This is a genomic window from Pseudomonas sp. FSL L8-0168, from assembly GCF_037976155.1.
GTDB lineage: Bacteria > Pseudomonadota > Gammaproteobacteria > Pseudomonadales > Pseudomonadaceae > Aquipseudomonas > Aquipseudomonas paracarnis.
Genome location: NZ_CP150262.1, coordinates 4,999,369 through 5,021,845 on the forward strand (window position 1 = coordinate 4,999,369; position 22,477 = coordinate 5,021,845).

A 22,477-nucleotide genomic window follows, 5' to 3' on the forward strand; every position below is an offset into this window, starting at 1 on the left:
TCAGGCAAACACCTGCAGGCTGCGCGGCGGCAACGCCACCCAGATATCCTGTGCACCCAGGCGCGGCATGGCTTCCGGCGCCAGTTCAGCCAGCAACGGATGGCCTGGCAACTGCTCCAGCTCAAAGCTCATGCGGCAGCGGTTGCCGAGGAAGGTGATCTCGCGAACCTTGGCCGGGAACAGGTTTTCTTCATGCACCGGTGGGTTGACGCAGATCGCTTCCGGGCGGCAGAACAAGCGGCCCGATTGGGCGACACCCGCGTCCTCAGCCAGGCGCATGTTCAACCCACCCACCTGGGCATGGCTGGCGCTGTTACGGCTGAACGGCAACCAGTTGCCCTGGCCGACAAACTCCGCCACGAACGGCGTGGCCGGGCGGTCGTAGATTTCCTGGGGCGTGGCGTACTGCTCGACCTTACCGTTGTTCATCACGGCAATGCGGTCGGCCATCAACATGGCTTCGTCCTGGTTGTGGGTCACCATCAAGGTGGTGATGCCCAGGCGCCGCTGCAGTTGGCGCAGTTCGGTGCACAGGTGCTCGCGCACGCGGGCATCGAGGGCCGACATCGGCTCATCCAACAGCAATAACGACGGCGCCGGCGCCAGTGCGCGGGCCAGGGCGACGCGCTGTTGCTGGCCGCCGGAGAGTTGGCCGGGGTACTTCTTTTCGCTGCCCACCAGGCCCACCAGCTCAAGCATCTGCGCGACCCGCTTGCGCACTTCATCGCGGCCGCTGCCCGTAAGGCCGTAGCCGATGTTCGCTTCAACGCTGAGGTTGGGAAACAACGCATAGGACTGGAACAGGATGCCGTAGTCCCGCGCCTGGGGTGGCAGCAGGGACACGTCCCGCTCGCCCAGGTAAAGCTCACCGCTGTCCTGGCGCTCCAGGCCGGCGATGCAACGCAGCAGTGTGGTCTTGCCGCAGCCGGACGGGCCCAGCAGGCACACCAGCTCGCCGGCGGCGACGTCCAGGGAGACGTTGTCCAGCGCGGTGAAGGCGCCAAAGCGTTTCTGGATTGCGCGCACTTTCATCGGTGCGCCGGGTTGGGTCAGGGCTGTGTGCATGGTGGCACCTCATCGAACGGATGAAGGCCATGCTAGGGAGGGAATGCGTAGCGGGTGTGGCAGGAAGGCAAAAGGAGGTGATAGTGGTATTGGTGGATTTGTGTAGGACTCAAGGAGATGGGTGACTCATGGTCCGCTATCGCAGGCAAGCCAGCTCCCACACTTGAATAGGTTCACACATCAAAATGTGGGAGCTGGCTTGCCTGCGATGGCCATTTAAAAGCCGCCATCCATGTTCAGAGGGGTGACATTTCCTGAGCCAAACCAAGAAACGCCGCCGGCAGGCGCGCACCTTTGCGCTCCTTGAGGCAATACAGATACTCCGGAATCTGCGGTGCATTCTCGATGGTCAGCACGCGCAACTGCGGGTCATGGGGCACTTCCTGGCGGGCGATGATGCTAATGCCGATGTTGCGCAGCACCGCCTCGCGAATCGACTCACGGCTGCCAATCTCCAGCAACGGCCCGTACCCCACGCCGGCGTTCTTCAACATCTCTTCCGTCAGCCGGCGGGTGGTGGAGCCCGCTTCACGCATCAGCAAGGTGTGCCCGATAAGCGCGCTCAACGGTACGTGATCGAGCTTGGCCAACGGGTGATTGCGGTGCACCGCCAGCACCAGCGGGTCCGTGCCCAGCACGCGGCGGATCAGACGGGCATCTTCCAGCAATTGCGATGAGGCCGCGACATCGACGCGGTAATCGTCCAACGCCTCAAGCACCTGTTGGGAATTGCCGATTTCCACCGAGACTTCCACCTGGGGCAGTCGCTCACGAAAAGCTTTGACCAGATCGAGGATGTAATACGGCGCCGTTGCTGCAATTCTCAGCGCACCCTGGACCTGGCCGTTGTTGCGCAGGAAAAACTCGATATCCGCTTCCTGCTGCAACAGCGCCTTGACCATCGGCAACAGCCGCGCGCCCTCGTCGCTGACGGTGAGGCGGCGGCCGCCACGGTAGAACAACTCGACGCCGTAGTGGCCTTCGAGGTTGCGAATCTGGGTGGTCACCGTGGGCTGGCTCAAGCCGAGTTTCTTCGCCGCCTGGGTAATGCTGCCCAGGCGGGCGACCATGAAAAACGCCTTTAACTCAGCACTCAGCACACCACCCTCTCATCCACTATTTGCGCACCAGGCGCAGGCCATTGAACACCACCAGCAGGCTCACGCCCATGTCGGCGAAGACCGCCATCCACATGGTCGCCATGCCCATGAACGTGACGGCCAGGAAGATCGCCTTGATCACCAGCGCCAGGGCGATGTTCTGCTTGAGGATACTCGACGTTTGCCGCGACAACCGAATGAAAGCCGGAATCTTGCGCAAATCATCGTCCATCAGCGCCACGTCGGCGGTCTCGATAGCGGTGTCGGTGCCCGCCGCGGCCATGGCGAAGCCGATCTCGGCACGGGCCAGGGCCGGGGCGTCGTTGATACCGTCACCGACCATGCCCACCCGACGGCCCTGGCCGTAGAGGGTTTCGATGGCTTGCAGTTTGTCGGTGGGCAACAGGTCGCCCTGGGCCTGGTCGATACCCACCTGGGCCGCAATGGCCTTGGCAGTGTGGGTGTTGTCGCCGGTGAGCATCAGGGTCTTGATGCCCAGGTCGTGCAACTGCTGAATGGCTTCGCGGCTGCTCTCCTTGACCGTGTCGGCCACGGCAAACAGCGCCAGCGGGCCAGACTTGTCCAACAGCAACACCACGGACTTGCCTTGTTTTTCCAGGGCGAAGAGTTTTTCTTCCAACGCCTCTGAGCACAAGCCCAGGTCTTCCACCAGACGGTGGTTACCCAGGTGATAGGTCTGGCCGTTGATATCACCCCGCACACCGCGCCCGGCCAGGGCCTCGAAGTTATCCACAGCGTGAGTCGACAGGTTTTTATCCACAGCTGCGTTGGCAATCGCCAGGGACACCGGGTGATCGGAGCGCGATGCCAAGCTGGCCGCCAGGGCCGGCGCGCTGTCTTCGATGTTCGGGAACAGCGGCAGATAGTCGGTTTGCACCGGTTTGCCGTGGGTGATGGTGCCGGTCTTGTCGAGGGCCAGGTAGTCGAGCTTGTAGCCGCCCTCCAGGTACACGCCGCCCTTGATCAGGATGCCTTTGCGCGCCGCTGCCGCCGTGCCGCTGACAATGGTCACCGGGGTGGAGATCACCAAGGCACAAGGGCAGGCCACCACCAGCAGCACGAGGGCGCGGTAGATCCAGTCAAACCACACGCCCGCCATGAACAGCGGCGGAATCACCGCCACACCGAGGGCAAACAGGAAGACAGCCGGGGTGTAGACCTTGGAGAAACTGTCAACAAAGCGCTGGGTTGGCGCCCGTGCCCCTTGGGCCTGTTCCACGGCGTGAATGATCCGCGCCAGCGTGGAGTTGTTGGCCGCGGCGGTGACCTTGTACTCCAGGGCGCCGGCCTGGTTGATGGTGCCGGCAAACACTTTATCGCCCACGGTTTTTTCTATCGGCAGGCTTTCCCCGGTGATCGGTGCCTGGTCGATGGTGGACTGGCCGGCCGTGACTTCCCCGTCGAGCCCGATGCGCTCTCCAGGCTTTACCCGCACAATCGCCCCAAGATCAATGCTTTTGACCTCCTGTTCCAGCCAGGAACCGTCAGCCTGGCGCACCGTGGCCCGTTCCGGAGTCATCTGCATCAGGCCGCTGATGGCGTTGCGCGCACGGTCCAGGGACTTGGCCTCGATCAACTCGGCCACGGTGAACAGGAACATCACCATCGCCGCTTCGGGCCACTGGCCAATCAGGATCGCGCCCGTCACCGCGATGCTCATCAAGGCATTGATATTGAGGTTGAAGTTCTTCAGGGCAATCCAGCCCTTCTTGTAGGTGGTAAGGCCGCCGCTGAGAATCGACACCAACGCCACCAGCGCGATTACCCAGGTGGGCGCCACACCAGTGAAGTGCAGCACCTCGGCCCCCAGGGCACCCACGCCCGACACCGCCAGCGGCCACCAATGTTTCTTGGCGGGCGGCGCGGCGGCAGGGCTGCCTTCTTCGATAGGGTCGGCCTGCATGCCGATGGACTTGATTGCCTCAATGATCGGCGCGGTGTTCGGCAGGTCATGGGTGACGCCGAGGATGCGGTTGATCAGGTTGAATTCCAGTTGCTGCACGCCAGCGAGCTTGCCCAGCTTGTTCTGGATCAGCGTCTGCTCGGTAGGGCAGTCCATGGCCTCGATACGGAAGGTGCTCAGGCGCGAGCCGGCGGTGGGCGCCTCACTCAGGGTCACGATGGCAGGCCCGGCAGCGCCGGAGCAGCAGGAGCCGGAATGGCCGTGGTTATCCACAGGCGTGAGTTTGGCGGACCCATGGTCATGTTTGTGATCATGACCGTGATCGTGATCGTGATCATGCTTGTGGTCGTGCTTGTGCGGGGTATGAATGGAGTGGCTCATCAGGTCGCGTCCGTAAAGGTGCCTGTTGCCAAGTAAAGACCCTGTAGCCACTATAGGGTCAAGCGCCCATTTGGAGATTGCTGCGATGAAGATCGGCGAACTGGCCAAACTCACCGATTGCCCGGTGGAAACCATCCGTTATTACGAGAAGGAAAACCTGCTGCCGCCCCCGGCACGCACCGACGGCAACTACCGCGTGTACACCCAGGCGCACACCGAGCGGCTGACCTTTATTCGCAACTGCCGCAGCCTGGACATGACCCTCGAAGAAATCCGCAGCCTGCTGGGTCTGCGCGACAGCCCCCAGGACCAATGCGAAAGCGTGAATGCCTTGATCGACGAGCATATCCACCATGTGAAAGCGCGGATCGACGGGTTGTTGGCCTTGCAGGAACAACTGCTGGACCTGCGCCAACGTTGCGGCGGTGGGAACCAGTGCGGGATCTTGCAGCAGTTGGAAGTCAGCGGCGGGATTGCGGCCAGCGAGGCCGAGCCTTCGCATGTGGGCAGAAGCCACGGCCATTAACTCAAGCGAACACCAAACCCCTGTGGGAGCTGGCTTGCCTGCGATACGGCGGGCCCGCGACATTGATGTCGCCTGACACTGCGCTATCGCAGGCAAGCCAGCTCCCACAGTTTTTCACCGAGTAAGGCTTTAGATAGCTACGTCGGCCTTGATGCTTGGGTCGGCGTCGTAGCCCACAATCTCAAAATCTTCGAACTTGTAGTCGTAGATCGACGCAGGCTTACGCTTGATCACCAGTTCCGGCAGTTTTTTCGGCGTACGCGCCAACTGGGTCTGGATCTGTTCCATGTGGTTGCTGTAGGCGTGGGTGTCGCCCGTGGTGACGATGATCTCGTGGGGGATCAGGTCGCACTGCTGGGCCAGCATGTGGGTCAGCAACGCCAGCGCGGCAGTGTTGTACGGCAGCCCCAGGAATACGTCGGAGCTGCGGATATACAGCTGCATCGACAGATGGCCGTCATGCACGAACGCCTGGTACAGCAAATGGCACGGCGGCAGGGCTTGCTTGCCGTTACGCGCGTTTTCCTGCGGGCTCTGGGTTTCGTCCGGCAGGTATTCGACGTTCCAGCCGTGGAACAGGATGCGGCGGCTGTTGGGGTTGGTCTTGAGCGTGTGCACCATGTAGTCGATCTGGTTGATCGTGCCGCCGTCCTTGGTCGGCCAGGCGGTCCACTGCTCGCCGTACACGGGACCCAGGTCGCCGTCTTCGGTGGCCCACTCATCCCAGATCTTCACGCCATTTTCGTTGAGCCACTTGATGTTGGTGTTGCCGCTCAACATCCAGATCAGTTCGTTGGCGATGCTTTTGAAGTGCAGCTTCTTGGTGGTCAGCAGCGGGAAGCCGTCGGCCAGGTTATGCCGATACTGACGCGCAAACACAGCCTTGGTGCCGGTGCCCGTGCGGTCGCCCTTGGTCAGGCCATTGGTCACGACGTCCTGCAGCAGTTCGAGATATTGCTTCATGTTTTTACCCGTATCGTTGAAGCCAAGACCTCCTGGTCTTGGCATTCGAATTTAAAGCGCGGCGTTCTTCAGCGGCTGCGGGCGATTGTACGCCCACCACAGCATGCCCAGGCCCGCCAGGATCATTGGCAAGCTAAGCACCTGACCCATGGTCAGCCAGCCCCATGCCAGGTAGCCCAACTGCGCATCCGGTACCCGTACGAATTCGACGATAAAGCGGAAAATCCCGTAGAACAGCGCGAACATGCCCGACACGGCCATGGTTGGGCGTGGCTTGCGCGAGAAGATATAGAGAATAAGGAACAGCGCCACACCTTCCAATGCGAACTGGTACAGCTGCGACGGGTGGCGCGGCAGTTGCGCCGGGTCGCTGAACGGCGGGAACACCATCGCCCACGGCACGTCGGTCGGCTTGCCCCACAGCTCGGCGTTGATAAAGTTACCAATGCGCCCAGCACCCAGGCCGATCGGCACGAAGGGGGCGACGAAGTCCATCAGCTGGAAGAACGACTTGCCATTGCGCCGGCCAAACCACCAGGCGGCGATCATCACGCCGATAAACCCGCCGTGGAACGCCATGCCGCCCTTCCACACTTCGAAGATCAGGGTCGGGTTGGCGAGATACGCAGACAGGTCGTAGAACAGCACATACCCCAGGCGCCCGCCGACGATCACCCCCATCGACATCCAGAACACCATGTCGGAGAGCTTCTCCTTGGTCCAGGTCGGGTCGAAACGGTTCAGGCGCCGGGAAGCCAACAGCCAGGCGCCGCCGATGCCGATCAGGTACATCAACCCGTACCAATGGATTTTCAGCGGACCGATGGCCAGGGCCACCGGGTCGATCTGCGGGTAAGGCAGCATTGCGACTCCTCGTTAAAACATTTAGTCATGACGCACCGGACCATGCCGATGTGCGATTAAGCCTGCGTTACAGCGGCGAGATCAAATTAAGAAGTTCACATACACGCCAAATAGCCCGGCATGTTAACGGATCAGAGGTGCACGGCCCAACTTCGAGACGATGGAACACCGGCGCGTCTGTGGGTAGAGTGGCAAAAACACAAAAGGGGTCACCCGATGTGCCTGATTGTTTTCGCCTGGCGACCGGGCCATGCCCTGCCGCTGATCGTCGCGGCCAACCGCGATGAGTTCTACGCCCGCCCCAGCCTGCCGCTGGCCCAGTGGGCGGATGTGCCCCAGGTTTATGCCGGTCGCGATCAGGAGGCCGGGGGCACCTGGCTGGGGGTGAACGCGGATGGGCGCTTTGCCGCCTTGACCAACATCCGCGACCCGCACCAGCCACCGGCACGCAAGTCTCGCGGCGAACTGGTTGCGCGGTTTCTCAGCGGTTCGCTGCCGATCGACGATTATTTGGCCGATGTGAACGGCCGCTCGATTGAATATGCCGGGTTCAACCTGCTGGTGGGCACGCGGGATGAGCTGTGGCACTACAACGCCAATGACACCGAGCCGACGTTGCTGAAGGCTGGGGTGTATGGATTATCCAATGCCGGGCTGGATACGCCCTGGCCGAAGCTGGTGAAGGCCAAAGCAGCGTTCAGCGCCGTGCTGGAGAACCCCGAGCCTGAGGCACTGCTGGGGATTCTCAGCGACCCGCAGACCGCGCCGTTTGCTGAGCTGCCGGACACCGGCGTAGGCCTGGCGACCGAAAGCCTGCTGTCGAGCGTGTTTATCGCCAGCCCCAGTTATGGGACACGGGCGAGCACAGCGCTGATCGTGAATGCCGATGGGACGCGGCGGATGCTGGAGCGCAGCTTTGGCCCGCACGGGGGGCGGCTGGGTGAGGTGGACCTGATGTTTTAGCGCTGCTTGGACCACCGCTATCGCAGGCAAGCCAGCTCCAACAGGGGAATGCATTCCACAGGTGGGAGCTGGCTTGCCTGCGATGAAGGCGCCTCGGTCTTTGATCGTTCCCACGCTCTGCGTGGGAACGCCTCTTGTGACGCTCTGCGTCACGCTCTAAAAGCCGACGCGGAGCGTCCAGGGCTGCCTTCCCACGCAGAGCGCGGGAACGATCTGCTAGAAGCTCGCTCCTACAGGGTTTTGGCCGAGGCCGGGTTGATCATCCGGGTCAACCCCAGGTTTTTCAGCGCCAATTGCAGCGAGCTGTGGATAACTTGCGGGTTGTCGATGGTCATCAACTCGGCGAGCAAATCCTTGGCCCTGCTCAATTCCACCTGGCGCAGCATCCACTTCACTTTCGGCAAGTTGGTGGCGTTCATCGACAGGCTGTCAAAGCCCATCGCCATCAACAGCACCGCCGCCGCCGGGTCGCCGGCCATTTCGCCGCAGATACTCACCGGCTTGCCTTCGGCATGGGCGTCGCGCACCACGTGTTGCAGCGCTTGCAGCACCGCCGGGTGGAGGTAGTCGTAGAGGTCGGCCACCCGTGGGTTGTTACGGTCCACGGCCAGCAGGTACTGGGTCAGGTCGTTGGAGCCTACCGACAGGAAGTCCACCTGCCGCGCCAGTTCCTTGGCCTGGTACACCGCCGCCGGTATTTCGATCATCACGCCAATCGGCGGCATCGGCACATCGGCGCCTTCATCGCGCACTTCGCCCCAGGCACGGTGGATCAGGTGCAGGGCTTCTTCCAGCTCATGGGTGCCGGAGATCATCGGCAGCAGGATGCGCAGGTTGTTCAAGCCCTCGCTGGCCTTGAGCATGGCGCGGGTCTGGACGAGGAAGATTTCGGGATGGTCGAGGGTAACGCGAATACCGCGCCAGCCAAGGAAGGGGTTGTCTTCCTTGATGGGGAAATAGGACAGTGACTTATCGCCGCCAATATCCAGGCTGCGCATCGTCACCGGTAACGGGTGGAAGGCTTGCAATTGCTCGCGATAAATCGCCAGCTGCTCCTTCTCGCTCGGGAAACGCTGGTTGATCATGAACGGCACTTCGGTGCGGTACAGACCCACCCCTTCGGCGCCGCGCTGTTGCGCACGGGCTACATCCGCAAGCAGGCCAGTGTTGACCAGCAGCGGTACCCGGTGGCCATCGGGGGTCACACACGGCAGCTCGCGCAGCGAATCCAGGCCCTGGGCCAGTTGCTTCTCTTCTTCCACCACCTCGGCGTATTGCTTGCGCAGCACGTCGCTGGGGTTGGTGAACACCTCGCCGCGATGCCCATCGACGATCATGTCGATGCCATCGACCTTGGAGTACGGCAGGTCCACCAGGCCCATCACCGTCGGGATACCCATGGCCCGGGCCAGGATCGCCACGTGGGAGTTACCCGAACCCAATACCGAAACCAAGCCCACCAGCTTGCCTTCAGGCACTTCGCCAAGCTGGGTGGCGGTCAACTCTTCACTGACCAGGATGGTGTTATCGGGGAAGACCATGTTGGTGCTGCGGTCTTCCTGCAGGTACGCCAACAGACGTCGCCCCAGGTCGCGCACATCCGATGCGCGCTCGCGCAGGTAGGCGTCGTCCATCATTTCGAAACGGTTGACGTGATCGGTGACCACCTGGCGTAACGCGCCCTGGGCCCACTGGCCGGTCTTGATCACAGTCTTGACTTCGTTACCCAGGGACGCGTCGTCGAGCATCATCTGGTACACGTCAAACAGCGCACGCTCTTCGGGGCGCAGCTGGGTGGCCAGCTTGGTCGACAGGTTGCGCATGTCGGCGCGCACGCCTTCGAGGGCGGTCTTGAACAGTTTGATTTCGGCGTCGATGTCACTGACGGTCTTGTCCGGCACCACATCGAGGTCGGCTGGCGGCAGCATGACCACCGCGGTACCCACCGCAGCGCCTGGCGAACCCGGTACGCCGACGAACTTGGCTTCCTGGATACCCTTGCCCTGGCGCCCCAGGCCGCGAATCGAGCCGGTCGCTTCGGCGTGGGCGATAACCCCGGCCAGTTGCGCGCTCATGGTCACCAGGAAGGCTTCTTCGCCTTCGTCGAACTGGCGACGCTCTTTTTGCTGGATAACCAACACGCCGACAACGCGGCGGTGGTGAATGATCGGCGCACCAAGGAACGAGGCGTAGCGCTCTTCGCCGGTTTCGGCAAAGTAGCGATAACGCGGGTGATCGGCCGCGTTCTCGAGGTTCAGGGGTTCTTCACGCGTCCCCACCAGGCCCACCAGACCTTCATTGGGCGCCATGCTGACCTTGCCGATGGAGCGCTTGTTCAAGCCCTCCGTGGCCATCAGCACAAAACGGTTGGTCTCGGGGTCCAGCAGGTAAACCGAGCAGACCTGGCTGCCCATGGCTTCCTTGACGCGCAACACAATAATCCCCAACGCCGCCTTGAGATCCTTGGCGGAGTTAACTTCCTGGACGATCTTGCGCAGCGTATTGAGCATGGCTCGGGGTCGAACTCCGTCGTCAGTCGCGCGCTAAAAGGCGCGGGGCAAGCTCTTTGAGAGCGCGACGATAAACCTCGCGCTTGAATGTCACCACCTGGCCCAACGGATACCAATAGCTGACCCAGCGCCAGCCATCGAACTCCGGTTTACCGGTCAAATCCATCCGCACCCGCTGCTCGTTGGAGATCAGGCGCAAAAGAAACCATTTCTGCTTCTGGCCGATGCACAGCGGTTGGCTGTGGGTACGCACCAGGCGTTGCGGCAAACGATAGCGCAACCAGCCACGGGTACAGGCCAGAATTTGTACATCTTCGCGCTCAAGGCCGACTTCTTCGTTCAACTCACGGTACAAGGCGTCTTCAGGGGTTTCGTCGGGGTTGATTCCACCTTGAGGAAACTGCCAGGCATCTTGGTTGATTCGGCGAGCCCATAGCACCTGTCCGGCATCATTCGTCAGAATAATGCCGACATTAGGACGGAAACCATCGGGGTCGATCACGGCAACAACCTCGCAAACGCATGTCGCCGCATTGTTCCACAAAGGTTGTTCCAGCGGCAACGAGGCTTCTTACCTTATGTGCACTCTTGTGAAAAGACCGTATTCTGGACGCCTTTTTACAGACTTTTCAGCGAGTAACTGCAATGCGCCTGGCTTTATTCGACTTGGACAATACCCTTCTGGGCGGTGACAGCGATCACGCCTGGGGCGATTACCTGTGTGAACGCGGGATTCTCGACGCGGTAGCCTACAAGGCCCGCAACGACGAGTTCTACCAGGAATACTTGGCCGGCACGCTGGATAACGCCGCCTACTTGAACTTTTGCCTGGAAATCCTCGGGCGCACCGAGATGGCCCAGCTGGACGCGTGGCACAACGACTACATGCGCGACTGCATCGAGCCCATCATGCTTCCCAAGGCCGTTGAACTGCTGGCCAGGCACCGCGCCGCCGGTGACAAGCTGGTGATCATCACCGCCACCAACCGCTTCGTCACCGCGCCGATTGCCGAACGCCTGGGCGTCGAGACCCTGATCGCCACCGAGTGCGAAATGGTGGATGGCCGCTATACCGGGCGCAGTACCGATGTGCCGTGCTTTCGCGAGGGCAAGGTGACGCGTTTGAACCGCTGGTTGGAAGAAACCGGGCATAGCCTGGAAGACAGCTACTTCTACAGCGATTCGATGAATGATTTGCCGTTGCTGGAGCAGGTGACGCACCCGGTGGCAGTGGATCCGGATCAGAATTTGCGCGCCGAGGCTGAAAAGCGTGGTTGGCCGGTGATTACACTGCGCAGCTGATGACGCTATCGCAGGCAAGCCAGCTCCCACATTTGGAATGCATTCCCCTGTGGGAGCTGGCTTGCCTGCGATGAACGCGACGCGGTCTAACGCTTTAAACCGGCTTGGCGCCCATCAGCCCTGCAATCGCCACAAACCCCACCAGGCTGACCACCGCCAGCACCAGGGTGAAATTCAGGCTCCCGCCCTCGCCCTTGCGCAGCCGATTGAGCCGCGCCACCAGCCAGAACCAGGCCAGCGCCGCCACGGTGTAGAGGATGCTGGAGCCCAAGATCCAGGTTTGCCCCAATGGCCAGCCGAGCAGGTGCACCAGCCACCAGCCGGTGAAGGGCATGCTCACCAGGCAAATCCCCATCAGCAGCCATACAAATGCCCAGGGGCGCTGCACGGTCGCGGCCGGGCCGGCGCTGCGTTTACGCCACGCCAATACCGCCAGGCCCAGGCCGCTGAGCAGCAGCAATACGGTGGCGGTGATGTGGATCACCTTGAGGGTGGTCAGCGTTTCCATGGTCTCTATTCCTTATAGGCCGCTCAGTCAGCGTAGTCGCTCAACCGAGGAACAGCTGGTAAGCCGGGTTTTCGCTTTCATCCCAGTACGGGTAACCGATTTGCGCCAGCGCGGCAGGCACCAGATGGCGCTCGTCCGCCGGCACTTGCAAGCCCGCCACCACTCGGCCGTCAGCCGCGCCGTGGTTGCGGTAGTGGAACATCGAGATATTCCAGCGCCCGCCGAGTTTGTTGAGGAAGTTGAACAACGCCCCCGGCCGCTCCGGGAATTCGAAGCGAAACACCAACTCGTCGCTGACTTTGGCCGCATGCCCACCGACCATATGGCGAATGTGCAACTTGGCCAGTTCGTTCTCGGTGAGGTCCAGCACCGGGAAACCCTGGCTGGTCAGGCTGGCCACCAACGCGCTGCGCGGGTCGTTCTCCGGGTGGGTCTGCACGCCGACGAAAATGTGCGCTTCGCTGCCGGAGTGGTAGCGGTAATTGAATTCGGTGATCTGGCGCTTGCCCACCGCTTCGCAGAAGGCCTTGAAGCTGCCCGGCCGCTCGGGGATGGTCACGGCGATGATAGCCTCACGGCCTTCACCCAGTTCGGCGCGCTCGGCCACATGGCGCAAACGGTCGAAGTTGACGTTGGCGCCCGAGTCGATGGCGACAAAGGTCTGGCCGCTGACACCGCGGGTCTCGACGTATTTTTTGATCCCGGCCACGCCCAGCGCGCCGGCCGGCTCGGTGATGGAGCGAGTGTCGTCGTAGATGTCCTTGATCGCCGCACAGATTTCATCGGTGCTGACGGTGATCACTTCATCCACATAGTCCTTGCAGATGTCGAAGGTGTGCTGGCCGATCTGCGCCACTGCCACGCCGTCGGCAAAGAGGCCGACGGTCGGCAATACCACGCGCTCGCCCGCCGCCATGGCGGCTTGCAGGCAGTTGGAATCGTCCGGCTCCACGCCGATGATCTTGATCTCCGGGCGCAGGTATTTCACGTACGCCGCAATCCCGGCGATCAGACCGCCGCCGCCCACCGGTACGAAAATCGCGTCCAGAGGCCCGGGGTGCTGGCGCAGGATTTCCATCGCCACGGTGCCCTGCCCGGCAATGGTGTGCGGATCATCGTAGGGGTGGATGTACACGTAGCCTTTTTCGTCGACCAGCTTGAGCGAGTAGGCCAGGGCTTCCGGGAAGGAATCACCGTGCAGCACCACTTTGCCGCCACGGGAGCGCACGCCTTCGACCTTGATCTCCGGGGTGGTCTTGGGCATCACGATGGTGGCCTTGACCCCCAGCACCTTGGCCGCCAGGGCCAGGCCCTGGGCATGGTTGCCGGCCGACGCGGTGACGACGCCGCGTGCACGTTCTTCGGCACTGAGCTGGGTCAGCTTGTTGTAGGCGCCGCGAATCTTGAACGAGAACACCGGCTGCAAGTCTTCGCGCTTGAGCCAAATCTTGTTACCCAGCCGCTCGGAGAGCTGGCGGGCAGTCTGCAAGGGGGTTTCCACGGCGATGTCGTAAACACGCGAGGTGAGGATTTTTTTGACGTAGTGTTCAAGCATCGGCAGGCATCTACTTCACGGGTTGGGCAGGGCCAAGGAGTCTAACCCAGCGTTTGGCCGGGCGACCACACGAATCCCGAGGTTTTGTTGGGTTATACTCGCCGCCCTCGTTAATTCCCCGCCCGTTCCGGAGCCCGCATGACCCAGGATCAACTCAAACAGGCAGTGGCCCAGGCCGCTGTCGATTTAATCCTTCCTAAACTCGACGACAAGAGCATCGTCGGTGTCGGCACCGGTTCCACCGCCAACTGCTTCATCGACGCACTGGCCCAGCACAAGGGCGCGTTCGACGGCGCCGTGGCCAGTTCCGAAGCCACCGCCGCCCGTCTCAAGGGCCATGGCATTCCGGTGTACGAGCTCAACACCGTGAGCGACCTGGAGTTCTACGTCGACGGCGCCGATGAAAGCGACGAGCACCTGAACCTGATCAAAGGCGGCGGCGCGGCCCTGACCCGCGAGAAGATTGTCGCGGCCGTGGCCAAGACCTTCATTTGCATCGCCGACGCGAGCAAGCTGGTACCCGTGCTGGGCACGTTCCCACTGCCGGTGGAAGTCATCCCCATGGCCCGCAGCCATGTGGCCCGCGAGCTGGTGAAACTGGGCGGCGACCCGGTGTACCGCGAAGGTGTGTTGACCGACAACGGCAACATCATCCTCGACGTGTTCAATATGCAGATCACCAACCCGGTGGAGCTTGAGACGCAGATCAACGCCATTGTGGGTGTGGTCACCAACGGCCTGTTCGCGGCGCGCCCGGCGGATGTATTGCTGCTGGGTACCCCGGAAGGCGTGAAAACCCTCAAGGCCTGACCCTGTGGGAGCCGGGCTTGCCCGCGATGCAGACGACTCGGTGTATCAATGAATACCGAGGCGATGCCATCGCAGGCAAGCCAGCTCCCACATGTGTTTGCGCTCGACTCTAGAGCGATGTAACAAAAACGCTACTTTTCGCAGCACTCCTCGCCAAAACCGTGCGCTCTGTCACGGCACCCCCTGCCCCGCCTGGTATCCAATCCGTTACAAATTACAGCCACGCGACCCACGCGTTTAACAATGCGCCAATTCGCAGCCGCCCATGGAATGAGGCGCGCATTGTGCAAAGGGTCTGGGCTTGCACATTCCCATCACCTCAAGGAAGACCTTGTGATAAAGCCTCTAGCCTTCGCCATCAGCGTTGCCGGTGCCCTGCTGTCCACGCCTACCCAGGCCTACGATTACGGCCAGCACGCCAACACCACCCTGGAAAAACTGATCAACGACTACCCTGGCCGATATCGCGGCACGGCAAATTTTGCCGGGGCAGCCGACTGGATGCAGAGGCAGATGGGCACGGCCTATAGCATCAGCCGTCAGGACTTCACCTGGAACAACGGCAGCCGGGCTTCGCAAAACGTGGTGGCCTCTGCCGCTGGTACCAAGGCCCAGTACGTGGTGATTGGCGCGCATTTCGACACTTACTTCGGCCGCCCGACCCTGCAAGGCCTGGATGACAACGGTTCCGGCGCCAGCGTGCTGACCGAGGTGGCGAAGAACCTCAGCGGCTTGTCACTGGAAAATGGCCTGCAGGTAGTGGGCTTCGGCGCCGAAGAAGAAGGCCTGCGCGGCTCCCGTGCCTTTGTCGACTCACTCAACACCAGCCAGCGCGCCAACATGCTCGCGATGATCAACCTCGACAGCCTGATCACCGGCGACATGATGTACGCCCACGCCGGCCAGAACAGCACCGCCAACCCGGCCTTGGCCTCCTTGCGCGAGCACACCTTCCAGATCGCCAGGGAATTGAACATCCCCTTATTCAGCAACCCCGGCCTGGACCCGCAGTACCCGAAGGGCACCGGCTGCTGCAGCGATGGTGAAGCGTTTGAACCGCTGAATATCCCGATCCTTTATATAGAGGCCACCAACTGGGAACTGGGCGACCTGGACGGCTACACCCAGACCGACAACCCGAAAATCCCCGGCGGCTCGACCTGGCACGACCCGAACGAAGACAACAAAGCCGTGCTGACCGATGCATTCGGCCAGGCGCGCATCGACCAGCGCCTGCGCGACTATTCACGCCTGCTCAGCCGCCTGGTGCTGGAACTGACCAACGCCGACCTGATGGCCTCGACCGCTTCTGGCGGTGCCGTTGCGCGCAATATGCAAGACAACCTGCAGCGCCAGCATCAGGCCCTGGTGCGCCTGCATGATCGCCGTTGGCTGACCCTGCAAGCGGGCAGCCGCGGGGTCGGCAGCTTCGATGGCGAGATCGGCGTGGATGGCGAATACAACCCGGACAGCGGCTTCGACACGGCCCCCAACCCCGAAGCCCGGCGCGTGGGCCTGCATGCCCTCGGCGACTACCAACTGACTTCAAGCCTGAATATCGGCGCCAGCCTCAGCTACCTCAATGGGCGCGACAAACTGGAGCATCGCGGCAAGCTCGACAGCGACACCTGGCAGGCAGCCGTCTATGCACTGCTCAACGATGGCGGGCCACGCTGGCTGGCCGGTGACCTGAGCGTGGGCCACACGCGCTTCGACTCCAAGCGCAACCTGGTCATCCAGGCCAATGGCGGGCCGATCCTGCTCAACCAGCAACTGACGGGCGATACCGATGCCCTGGCGTTGGGCGCACGGGTGCTGGGTGGCTATGACTTTGACTTTGGCGCGATCAAGAGCGGGCCGTTCGCCGGCCTGGACTACAGCCATTACCGCATCGACAAGTTCCACGAAAAGCAGAACCTGCGCACGGCCCTGGAGTACGAAGAGCAGTCTTTCGACTCCCTGGAAGCCAGCCTCGGCTGGCGCGTGCGCGGCGCTGTTGCCCTGCCCTATGGCCTGAACCTGATGCCCTACGGCGACATCGCCTGGGTCAAGGAATTGGCCGACGGCCGCCTGGACGACCTGCAACTCACCGCACGCGCCGATGGCCAGGCCCGCACCGCCAGGCTGGGCTCAGTGGATAAGAGCTTCGCTCGCGCACAACTGGGCAGCCAACTGGCGATCACCCCACAGTTGGGCGTGTTTGCCGAGGTCAATGGCCGCCTCGGGCATGCTGAAGGCAGCCAGACCGGTTATTCGCTGGGTGTGCAATGGATGTTCTGATCAGGGTTTCTTGAACACGTAAAACAGGTTGGGCTCGCTGACCATGTACAGCGTGCCGTCGTCATCCATGGCGATCCCTTCGGCCTGGGGCACGCGCTTGCTCAGGCCATGGCGCCCTTTAAGCAACGACAGACTGCTTAGAGGGCGACCATCAATATCCAGCTCCAAGACCAGGAACGACTCATCCGACAGCGCCAACAGATGGCCACTGCGCTCGTCGTATTGCAGGCTCGACAGGTCGCGCACAAACAGGCCGGCATCGCGCTTGGGGTTGTTGATCACATGTACCGAATAGGTTTTTTCCGGCTTGAAATGGGGAAACCCGTGCACCTCGTAGATCAGCATGGGGTCGCGTTCCTTGGCCACGAACAAGCGCTTGCCCACCGAGTCGTAGGCCAACCCTTCAAAGCCCTTGTTGCCGCCGACGTGCACGCCCAGGGTCATTTGCTCCGCATCGGCGGCGTCGAGGAACTTGGTGTCATCGTCCACATGCACTTTGATCAAGCGCTGCTGGCGCTCATCGCTGATGACGTAGATGTTGTCGCTGATAAATTCCACCGCTTCGGCATCGCCAAAGCCCACCAGCGGAATGCGCCGCAGGATCTTGCCCTCCAGCGACAACTCGACCAGTTCGGCGTTTTTATTGGTGACAGTAAACAGGCTTTTGCGCACGGGGTCGTAGGTCAGGGCCGAGACATCGTCGTCGAGCCCTTCGATCACCTGGCCTTCGAGGGTGACACGGTAGTCCGCCAGGCCAATGGCGCGCTCATCCGCAGGCTGGTACCACACCTGCCAGTTGAACCAGGCGCGTTCGAACAGACGGAACTGCTGTGCCACCAGCCCGGCAGTGACCAGGGCGAGCAACAGCAGGATAAAAACAGCAGGTTTAGGGCGGGCAAGTCGACGCATCGGGGCGGGCTCAGAGAAAAAACTGGCGAATAGATATCAAGGTCACCTGAATTTAAACTTAAACGCACCGGACTGCCTGGCGAATGCCGTTTATAAAGAAAACTCTGACGTAATTCGTCAGTTATTTCTGCTTTTCAAAGCGATAGAACAGGTTTGGCTCACTGACCATGTACAGGTTGCCGCTCTCGTCCATGGTCACGCCTTCGGCACGGGGGATCGTGTCTTTCAGGCCATTGAAGCCGCCAAGCAAGGTCATGAAGCTGACTTGCTCGCCCGTTTCATCCAGTTCCAGCAGCAGGTGGGAATCGGCCGACAGCACCAGCAAATGTCCGGTACGTGGGTCGATGGACAGGGCCGACAGGTTGCGCACATCCAGTTCGGTGCTGGCCAGTTTTTGCTTGTCGCCGGTCAGCGTATTGCCATCGCTTTTCCAGGTGAACAGGGCCGGGGGACGTTCTTCGCCCAGCACCAACTGCTGGTTGCGCTTGTCCCAGGTAACGGCCTCAAAGGCTTTGTTCTGATCTTTGGACGGGCCCAGGTCATAACTGGGGAAATCGGCCTTGTTCAGCGCCGTAGTGCCGGCGTCGACCTTGACCACGGTCAGGCTGTGATCGCGTTCATCGACCACCGCCATCAAGCCGTTTTCCATCACTGCCACGCCTTCCGGATTGTTCCAACCGTTGAGCGGCATTTTGCGCAACACATCGCCTTGCAGGCTCAGTTCGACCAGGAAGGGATTCTTGCCCATCACTGAAAACAGGGTTTTGGTCTGCGGGTTATAGGACAGGTCTGATGCCTCGTCCTTCTCCATACCGGGCAGCAACTTGGCGTCGATCACCGCGTGATAGTCCGGCAGCCACACACTTTCCCGGCGCTCGGCCGAACTCTCGAAACGCTCCAGCACCCACAGCAGGCCGCGATCATCCCAGTGCATGGCCCAGGCGATGCCATACAAAATGGCACCAGCCAAAAATACCCAGGAATACCAGCGCATGGACAAGCGAGAGCGAAGCGAGGTTTTCGAAGTGGGCAGAGGCACGACCATTGAGCGCTTTTCCGGAAAGTCAGCTGTAGGGGATAGCACAGGATTCAAGGACCCGCGCGCAAGAGCAGGGAATTATCCGGATAGTGTGTGAAAAAAATGCAAAACGCTGGATCCTGCAGATGTACACAAACAACTGTGGGAGCGGGCTTGCCCGCGATTAAGGGCGTTCAGTCAACTATTCAGTGACTGTCACACCGCCATCGCGGGCAAGCCCGCTCCCACAGTTTGATCGCAGTTTGGCAGTGATTTAGCGCACAACGCTTTCGAAGCGATTGACACCCGCCAGCTCCAACACCACTTCATCCCCCACATTCAAAGGGCCAACGCCCGCCGGGGTGCCGGTCAGGATCACGTCGCCCGCTTGGAGGGAGAAGCAACCCGCCATGTACTGAATCATCGGCACAATCGGGTTAAGCATCTGCGCGCTGTTGCCGTCCTGGCGCAATTCGCCGTTGATGCTCAGGCGAATGCCGATATCGGTCACGTCCGCAAAGGTACTGCTGACCACGAAGGGGGCAATCACCGCCGCGCCATCGAAAGACTTGGCGATTTCCCACGGCAAGCCCTTGGCTTTGAGCTCGGCCTGTTTGTCGCGCAGGGTCAGGTCCAGGGCCGGAGCGAAGCCGGAGATGGCGTCCAGCACTTCTTCCCGGCTCGGCTTGGCGGACAAAGGCTTGCCGATCAATACGGCGATTTCCGCTTCGTAGTGCACCGAACCACGCTCGGTCGGAATGGCAAAGCCACCTTCCAACGGCACCACGCAGCTGCCCGGCTTGATGAACAGCAGCGGCTCGGTGGGTACCGGGTTGTCCAGTTCCTTGGCGTGTTCGGCGTAGTTACGCCCGATGCACACCACTTTACCCACCGGGAAGTGGATGTTGGTGCCGTCGACATACTTGTGCTGGTAGCTCATGGAACGACTCCTTCAGGTGCGGTTAAACAGCGAAGATCTTGCCGGGGTTCATGATCCCGTTAGGGTCGAACACGGCTTTGACGGCCTTCATGTATTCGATTTCAACCGGTGAACGGCTGTAGGTCAGGTAATCGCGCTTGGTCATGCCCACGCCGTGTTCGGCGGAGATCGAGCCGTTGTACTTGGCGACGGTCTCGAATACCCACTTGTTAACGGTGGCGCACTTGGCGAAAAACTCATCCTTGCTCAGGTTTTCCGGCTTGAGGATGTTCAGGTGCAGGTTGCCGTCACCGATATGGCCGAACCAGACGATTTCGAAGTCCGGGTAGTGTTCACCGACGATCGCGTCAATTTCGCTCAGGAACGCTGGCACTTTCGACACGGTCACCGAGATGTCGTTCTTGTACGGCGTCCAGTGGGAAATGGTTTCGGAGATGTACTCGCGCAGTTTCCACAGGTTGTGCAGCTGGGTTTCGCTCTGGCTCATCACGCCATCCAGCACCCAGCCCTGCTCCACGCAATGTTCGAACGTTTCCAGGGCGTGGTTGGCGACTTCTTCGGTGGTGGCTTCAAATTCCAGCAACGCGTAGAACGGGCACTCGGTTTCGAACGGCGCCGGCACGTCGCCACGACCAAGGACTTTGGCCAGGGCTTTGTCCGAGAAGAATTCGAAGGCGGTCAGGTCCAGTTTGCTCTGGAAGGCGTGCAGCACCGGCATGATCGAGTCGAAATCAGTCGTGCCGAGCACCATTGCCGTGAGGTTCTTTGGCGCACGGTCCAGGCGCATGGTGGCTTCGACCACAAAACCCAGGGTGCCTTCGGCGCCGATAAACAGCTGGCGCATGTCGTAGCCGGTGGCGTTTTTGATCAGGTCGCGGTTCAGCTCCAGCACATCGCCTTTGCCGGTGACGACCTTCATGCCGGCCACCCAGTTGCGGGTCATACCGTAGCGAATTACTTTGATCCCGCCGGCATTGGTGCCGATATTGCCGCCAATCTGGCTGGAACCGGACGAGGCGAAGTCCACCGGATAATACAGGCCGTTTTCTTCAGCGACGTTCTGCAGTTGCTTGGTCACCACACCCGGCTGGCACACGGCGGTGCGGTCGGTGAGGTTCACGTCGAGGATCTGGTTCATATAGTCGAACGACACCACCACTTCGCCATTGGCGGCAACGGCAGCAGCCGACAGACCGGTGCGCCCGCCCGAGGGCACCAGCGCCACCTTGTGCTCATTGGCCCACCGCACGATGGCCTGTACCTGCTCGGTGGTCTTGGGGAACACGATGGCGCTAGGTGCGGGAGCGAAGTGCTTGGTCCAATCCTTGCCGTAAGCCTCCAGGGAGTCGGCGTCGGTCAGCACTTTGCCGGGCTCAACCAGGGTCTTTAGCTCATCAATCAGGGCAGGATGGGTCATCGACAGAACTCTCGAACAATTCATGGTCATCCTGAGAACGCTTCACGTCGCAGGAATAGGTGTTTAGCGGGGTGCGTATGCTAGCATACCGCCCCCGCAGGACAGACCCAAAGGGCGTTTCTGCGGTGACGGCTTTCCTGCCGTCCGGGTCAGCTTGCGCTGCTCGACTCCCTGCCAATTTTCTCCGGGATACAGGTTTACGCAGATGAGCAAGACTTCTCTCGATAAGAGCAAGATCAAGTTCCTTCTTCTGGAAGGCGTCCACCCATCGGCTGTCGACGTTCTGAAAGCCGCCGGGTACACCAGCATTGAGTACATCACCAGTTCTCTGCCGGAAGCCCAGCTCAAGGAAAAGATCGCCGACGCGCACTTTATCGGCATTCGCTCCCGCACTCAGCTGACCGAAGAGATCTTCGACCACGCCAAGAAACTCGTGGCTGTCGGCTGTTTCTGCATCGGCACCAACCAGGTCGACCTCAATGCAGCGCGCGAGCGCGGCATCGCGGTGTTCAACGCACCGTACTCCAACACCCGTTCCGTGGCGGAGCTGGTGCTGGCCGAGGCCATCCTGCTGCTGCGCGGTATCCCTGAGAAGAACGCTTCCTGCCACCGTGGCGGCTGGATCAAGAGCGCGGCCAACTCCTTCGAAATCCGCGGCAAGAAGCTGGGTATCGTCGGCTACGGCTCGATCGGCACGCAACTGTCGGTGTTGGCTGAAGGCCTGGGCATGCAGGTGTTCTTCTACGACACCCTGACCAAGCTGCCATTGGGCAACGCCACCCAAGTGGCCAGCCTGACCGAGCTGCTGGGCATGTCCGACATCGTCACCCTGCACGTTCCGGAAACGGCCGAGACCCAGTGGATGATCGGTGAGAAGGAAATCCGCGCGATCAAGAAAGGCGGGATCCTGATCAACGCCGCTCGCGGCACCGTGGTCGAGCTGGATGCCCTGGCCGACGCGATCAAGGACAAGCACCTGATCGGCGCTGCCATCGACGTGTTCCCGGTGGAGCCGCGCTCCAACGATGACATCTTCGAAAGCCCGCTGCGTGGCCTGGACAACGTGATCCTGACCCCGCACATCGGCGGCTCCACCGCTGAAGCCCAAGCCAACATCGGCCTGGAAGTCTCGGAAAAACTGGTCAAGTACAGCGACAACGGTACCTCGGTATCGTCGGTCAACTTCCCGGAAGTGGCCCTGCCGGCTCACCCGGGCAAGCACCGTCTGCTGCACATCCACCAGAACATCCCTGGCGTGATGATGGAGATCAACAAGGTCTTCGCGGAAAACGGCATCAACATCTCCGGTCAGTTCCTGCAGACCAACGAGAAGGTCGGCTACGTGGTGATCGACGTCGACGCCGAGTACTCGGACCTGGCGCAAGAGAAGCTGCAGCACATCAACGGCACTATTCGTAGCCGCGTGTTGTTCTAAGGCTTCA

19 protein-coding genes are annotated in these 22,477 nt (G+C 61.2%); 6 read left to right on the forward strand and 13 right to left on the reverse strand.

The window, feature by feature from the left end; all coding sequences use genetic code 11:
* The 3 genes from MHH62_RS23075 to MHH62_RS23085 all read right to left on the reverse strand — a co-directional run bounded on the left by MHH62_RS23075 (position 1) and on the right by MHH62_RS23085 (position 4,470).
* Positions 1–1,065 carry a putative 2-aminoethylphosphonate ABC transporter ATP-binding protein gene (locus tag MHH62_RS23075; RefSeq protein ID WP_003195180.1) on the reverse strand — a complete coding sequence of 355 codons (1,065 nt, stop codon included), beginning with the start codon at positions 1,063–1,065 and terminating at the stop codon, positions 1–3.
* Positions 1,066–1,301: 236 nt separating this feature from the next.
* Positions 1,302–2,165 carry a LysR family transcriptional regulator gene (locus MHH62_RS23080; RefSeq protein ID WP_038451885.1) on the reverse strand — a complete coding sequence of 288 codons (864 nt, stop codon included), beginning with the start codon at positions 2,163–2,165 and terminating at the stop codon, positions 1,302–1,304.
* Positions 2,166–2,181: 16 nt separating this feature from the next.
* Positions 2,182–4,470, reverse strand: a complete 2,289-nt coding sequence (locus tag MHH62_RS23085) for a heavy metal translocating P-type ATPase (RefSeq protein ID WP_339231977.1) — start codon at positions 4,468–4,470, stop codon at positions 2,182–2,184.
* A gap of 85 nt (positions 4,471–4,555) precedes the next feature.
* On the opposite strand from MHH62_RS23085, the gene cadR reads away from it, so the two are divergent.
* Entirely contained in the window at positions 4,556–4,996 is a 441-nt protein-coding gene (gene cadR, locus MHH62_RS23090) for a Cd(II)/Pb(II)-responsive transcriptional regulator (RefSeq protein WP_003195185.1), read from the forward strand.
* A 129-nt stretch (positions 4,997–5,125) separates the two neighbouring features.
* Here the strand turns inward: cadR and MHH62_RS23095 are convergent, their stop codons facing one another.
* Both MHH62_RS23095 and lgt read right to left on the reverse strand, forming a co-directional pair.
* On the reverse strand, positions 5,126–5,959 hold the full coding sequence (locus MHH62_RS23095; RefSeq protein WP_014720362.1) for a thymidylate synthase: 834 nt from the start codon (positions 5,957–5,959) through the stop codon (positions 5,126–5,128).
* Positions 5,960–6,010: 51 nt separating this feature from the next.
* Complete coding sequence (lgt, locus tag MHH62_RS23100) at positions 6,011–6,823, reverse strand: prolipoprotein diacylglyceryl transferase (RefSeq protein ID WP_003195189.1); 813 nt, start codon at positions 6,821–6,823, stop codon at positions 6,011–6,013.
* A 216-nt stretch (positions 6,824–7,039) separates the two neighbouring features.
* Here lgt and MHH62_RS23105 point away from each other — a divergent pair, with 216 nt between their 5' ends.
* The gene (locus MHH62_RS23105) at positions 7,040–7,786 is read left to right on the forward strand and encodes an NRDE family protein (protein ID WP_073843842.1); all 747 of its coding nucleotides are present in this window, start codon (positions 7,040–7,042) and stop codon (positions 7,784–7,786) included.
* A gap of 230 nt (positions 7,787–8,016) precedes the next feature.
* Here the strand turns inward: MHH62_RS23105 and ptsP are convergent, their stop codons facing one another.
* Both ptsP and MHH62_RS23115 read right to left on the reverse strand, forming a co-directional pair.
* On the reverse strand, positions 8,017–10,296 hold the full coding sequence (gene ptsP / locus MHH62_RS23110; protein WP_014720364.1) for a phosphoenolpyruvate--protein phosphotransferase: 2,280 nt from the start codon (positions 10,294–10,296) through the stop codon (positions 8,017–8,019).
* A 22-nt stretch (positions 10,297–10,318) separates the two neighbouring features.
* Entirely contained in the window at positions 10,319–10,798 is a 480-nt protein-coding gene (locus MHH62_RS23115) for an RNA pyrophosphohydrolase (RefSeq protein ID WP_003176750.1), read from the reverse strand.
* Between the two features lie 143 nt (positions 10,799–10,941).
* Here MHH62_RS23115 and MHH62_RS23120 point away from each other — a divergent pair, with 143 nt between their 5' ends.
* Entirely contained in the window at positions 10,942–11,598 is a 657-nt protein-coding gene (locus MHH62_RS23120) for an HAD family hydrolase (RefSeq protein WP_339231980.1), read from the forward strand.
* A 94-nt stretch (positions 11,599–11,692) separates the two neighbouring features.
* Here MHH62_RS23120 and MHH62_RS23125 read toward each other — a convergent pair whose 3' ends face one another.
* Together MHH62_RS23125 and ilvA are read right to left on the reverse strand one after the other, a co-directional pair.
* Positions 11,693–12,106, reverse strand: a complete 414-nt coding sequence (locus tag MHH62_RS23125) for a DUF2269 family protein (protein WP_014720366.1) — start codon at positions 12,104–12,106, stop codon at positions 11,693–11,695.
* A gap of 40 nt (positions 12,107–12,146) precedes the next feature.
* The gene (gene ilvA, locus MHH62_RS23130) at positions 12,147–13,661 is read right to left on the reverse strand and encodes a threonine ammonia-lyase, biosynthetic (RefSeq protein ID WP_020301835.1); all 1,515 of its coding nucleotides are present in this window, start codon (positions 13,659–13,661) and stop codon (positions 12,147–12,149) included.
* Positions 13,662–13,799: 138 nt separating this feature from the next.
* Here ilvA and rpiA point away from each other — a divergent pair, with 138 nt between their 5' ends.
* Both rpiA and MHH62_RS23140 read left to right on the forward strand, forming a co-directional pair.
* Positions 13,800–14,471 carry a ribose-5-phosphate isomerase RpiA gene (gene rpiA / locus MHH62_RS23135; protein WP_003195201.1) on the forward strand — a complete coding sequence of 224 codons (672 nt, stop codon included), beginning with the start codon at positions 13,800–13,802 and terminating at the stop codon, positions 14,469–14,471.
* Between the two features lie 333 nt (positions 14,472–14,804).
* Complete coding sequence (locus tag MHH62_RS23140) at positions 14,805–16,751, forward strand: autotransporter domain-containing protein (RefSeq protein WP_339231982.1); 1,947 nt, start codon at positions 14,805–14,807, stop codon at positions 16,749–16,751.
* Here MHH62_RS23140 and MHH62_RS23145 read toward each other — a convergent pair whose 3' ends face one another.
* From MHH62_RS23145 to MHH62_RS23160, 4 genes are all read right to left on the reverse strand, one after another.
* Positions 16,752–17,660, reverse strand: a complete 909-nt coding sequence (locus tag MHH62_RS23145; protein ID WP_014720369.1) for an SdiA-regulated domain-containing protein — start codon at positions 17,658–17,660, stop codon at positions 16,752–16,754. It lies immediately after the preceding gene.
* Positions 17,661–17,781: 121 nt separating this feature from the next.
* The gene (locus MHH62_RS23150; protein WP_014720370.1) at positions 17,782–18,705 is read right to left on the reverse strand and encodes an SdiA-regulated domain-containing protein; all 924 of its coding nucleotides are present in this window, start codon (positions 18,703–18,705) and stop codon (positions 17,782–17,784) included.
* Between the two features lie 247 nt (positions 18,706–18,952).
* On the reverse strand, positions 18,953–19,618 hold the full coding sequence (locus tag MHH62_RS23155; protein ID WP_014720371.1) for a fumarylacetoacetate hydrolase family protein: 666 nt from the start codon (positions 19,616–19,618) through the stop codon (positions 18,953–18,955).
* Between the two features lie 22 nt (positions 19,619–19,640).
* Positions 19,641–21,035, reverse strand: coding sequence for an FAD-binding oxidoreductase (locus MHH62_RS23160; RefSeq protein WP_005792341.1), 1,395 nt, complete (start codon positions 21,033–21,035; stop codon positions 19,641–19,643).
* Positions 21,036–21,240: 205 nt separating this feature from the next.
* On the opposite strand from MHH62_RS23160, the gene serA reads away from it, so the two are divergent.
* Positions 21,241–22,470: a phosphoglycerate dehydrogenase gene (serA, locus tag MHH62_RS23165; RefSeq protein ID WP_003195214.1), complete on the forward strand. Its 1,230-nt coding sequence runs from the start codon at positions 21,241–21,243 to the stop codon at positions 22,468–22,470.
* Positions 22,471–22,477 lie beyond the last annotated feature (7 nt).

Bases quoted from the DNA above. Each gene is read 5' to 3' on its own strand.
- MHH62_RS23075 (WP_003195180.1), bottom strand. From the start codon at position 1,065: ATGCACACAGCCCTGACCCAACCCGGCGCACCGATGAAAGTGCGCGCA.
- MHH62_RS23085 (WP_339231977.1), bottom strand. From the start codon at position 4,470: ATGAGCCACTCCATTCATACCCCGCACAAGCACGACCACAAGCATGAT.
- cadR (WP_003195185.1), top strand. From the start codon at position 4,556: ATGAAGATCGGCGAACTGGCCAAACTCACCGATTGCCCGGTGGAAACC.
- MHH62_RS23095 (WP_014720362.1), bottom strand. From the start codon at position 5,959: ATGAAGCAATATCTCGAACTGCTGCAGGACGTCGTGACCAATGGCCTG.
- lgt (WP_003195189.1), bottom strand. From the start codon at position 6,823: ATGCTGCCTTACCCGCAGATCGACCCGGTGGCCCTGGCCATCGGTCCG.
- MHH62_RS23105 (WP_073843842.1), top strand. From the start codon at position 7,040: ATGTGCCTGATTGTTTTCGCCTGGCGACCGGGCCATGCCCTGCCGCTG.
- ptsP (WP_014720364.1), bottom strand. From the start codon at position 10,296: ATGCTCAATACGCTGCGCAAGATCGTCCAGGAAGTTAACTCCGCCAAG.
- MHH62_RS23120 (WP_339231980.1), top strand. From the start codon at position 10,942: ATGCGCCTGGCTTTATTCGACTTGGACAATACCCTTCTGGGCGGTGAC.
- MHH62_RS23125 (WP_014720366.1), bottom strand. From the start codon at position 12,106: ATGGAAACGCTGACCACCCTCAAGGTGATCCACATCACCGCCACCGTA.
- ilvA (WP_020301835.1), bottom strand. From the start codon at position 13,661: ATGCTTGAACACTACGTCAAAAAAATCCTCACCTCGCGTGTTTACGAC.
- rpiA (WP_003195201.1), top strand. From the start codon at position 13,800: ATGACCCAGGATCAACTCAAACAGGCAGTGGCCCAGGCCGCTGTCGAT.
- MHH62_RS23145 (WP_014720369.1), bottom strand. From the start codon at position 17,660: ATGCGTCGACTTGCCCGCCCTAAACCTGCTGTTTTTATCCTGCTGTTG.
- MHH62_RS23150 (WP_014720370.1), bottom strand. From the start codon at position 18,705: ATGGTCGTGCCTCTGCCCACTTCGAAAACCTCGCTTCGCTCTCGCTTG.
- MHH62_RS23155 (WP_014720371.1), bottom strand. From the start codon at position 19,618: ATGAGCTACCAGCACAAGTATGTCGACGGCACCAACATCCACTTCCCG.
- MHH62_RS23160 (WP_005792341.1), bottom strand. From the start codon at position 21,035: ATGACCCATCCTGCCCTGATTGATGAGCTAAAGACCCTGGTTGAGCCC.
- serA (WP_003195214.1), top strand. From the start codon at position 21,241: ATGAGCAAGACTTCTCTCGATAAGAGCAAGATCAAGTTCCTTCTTCTG.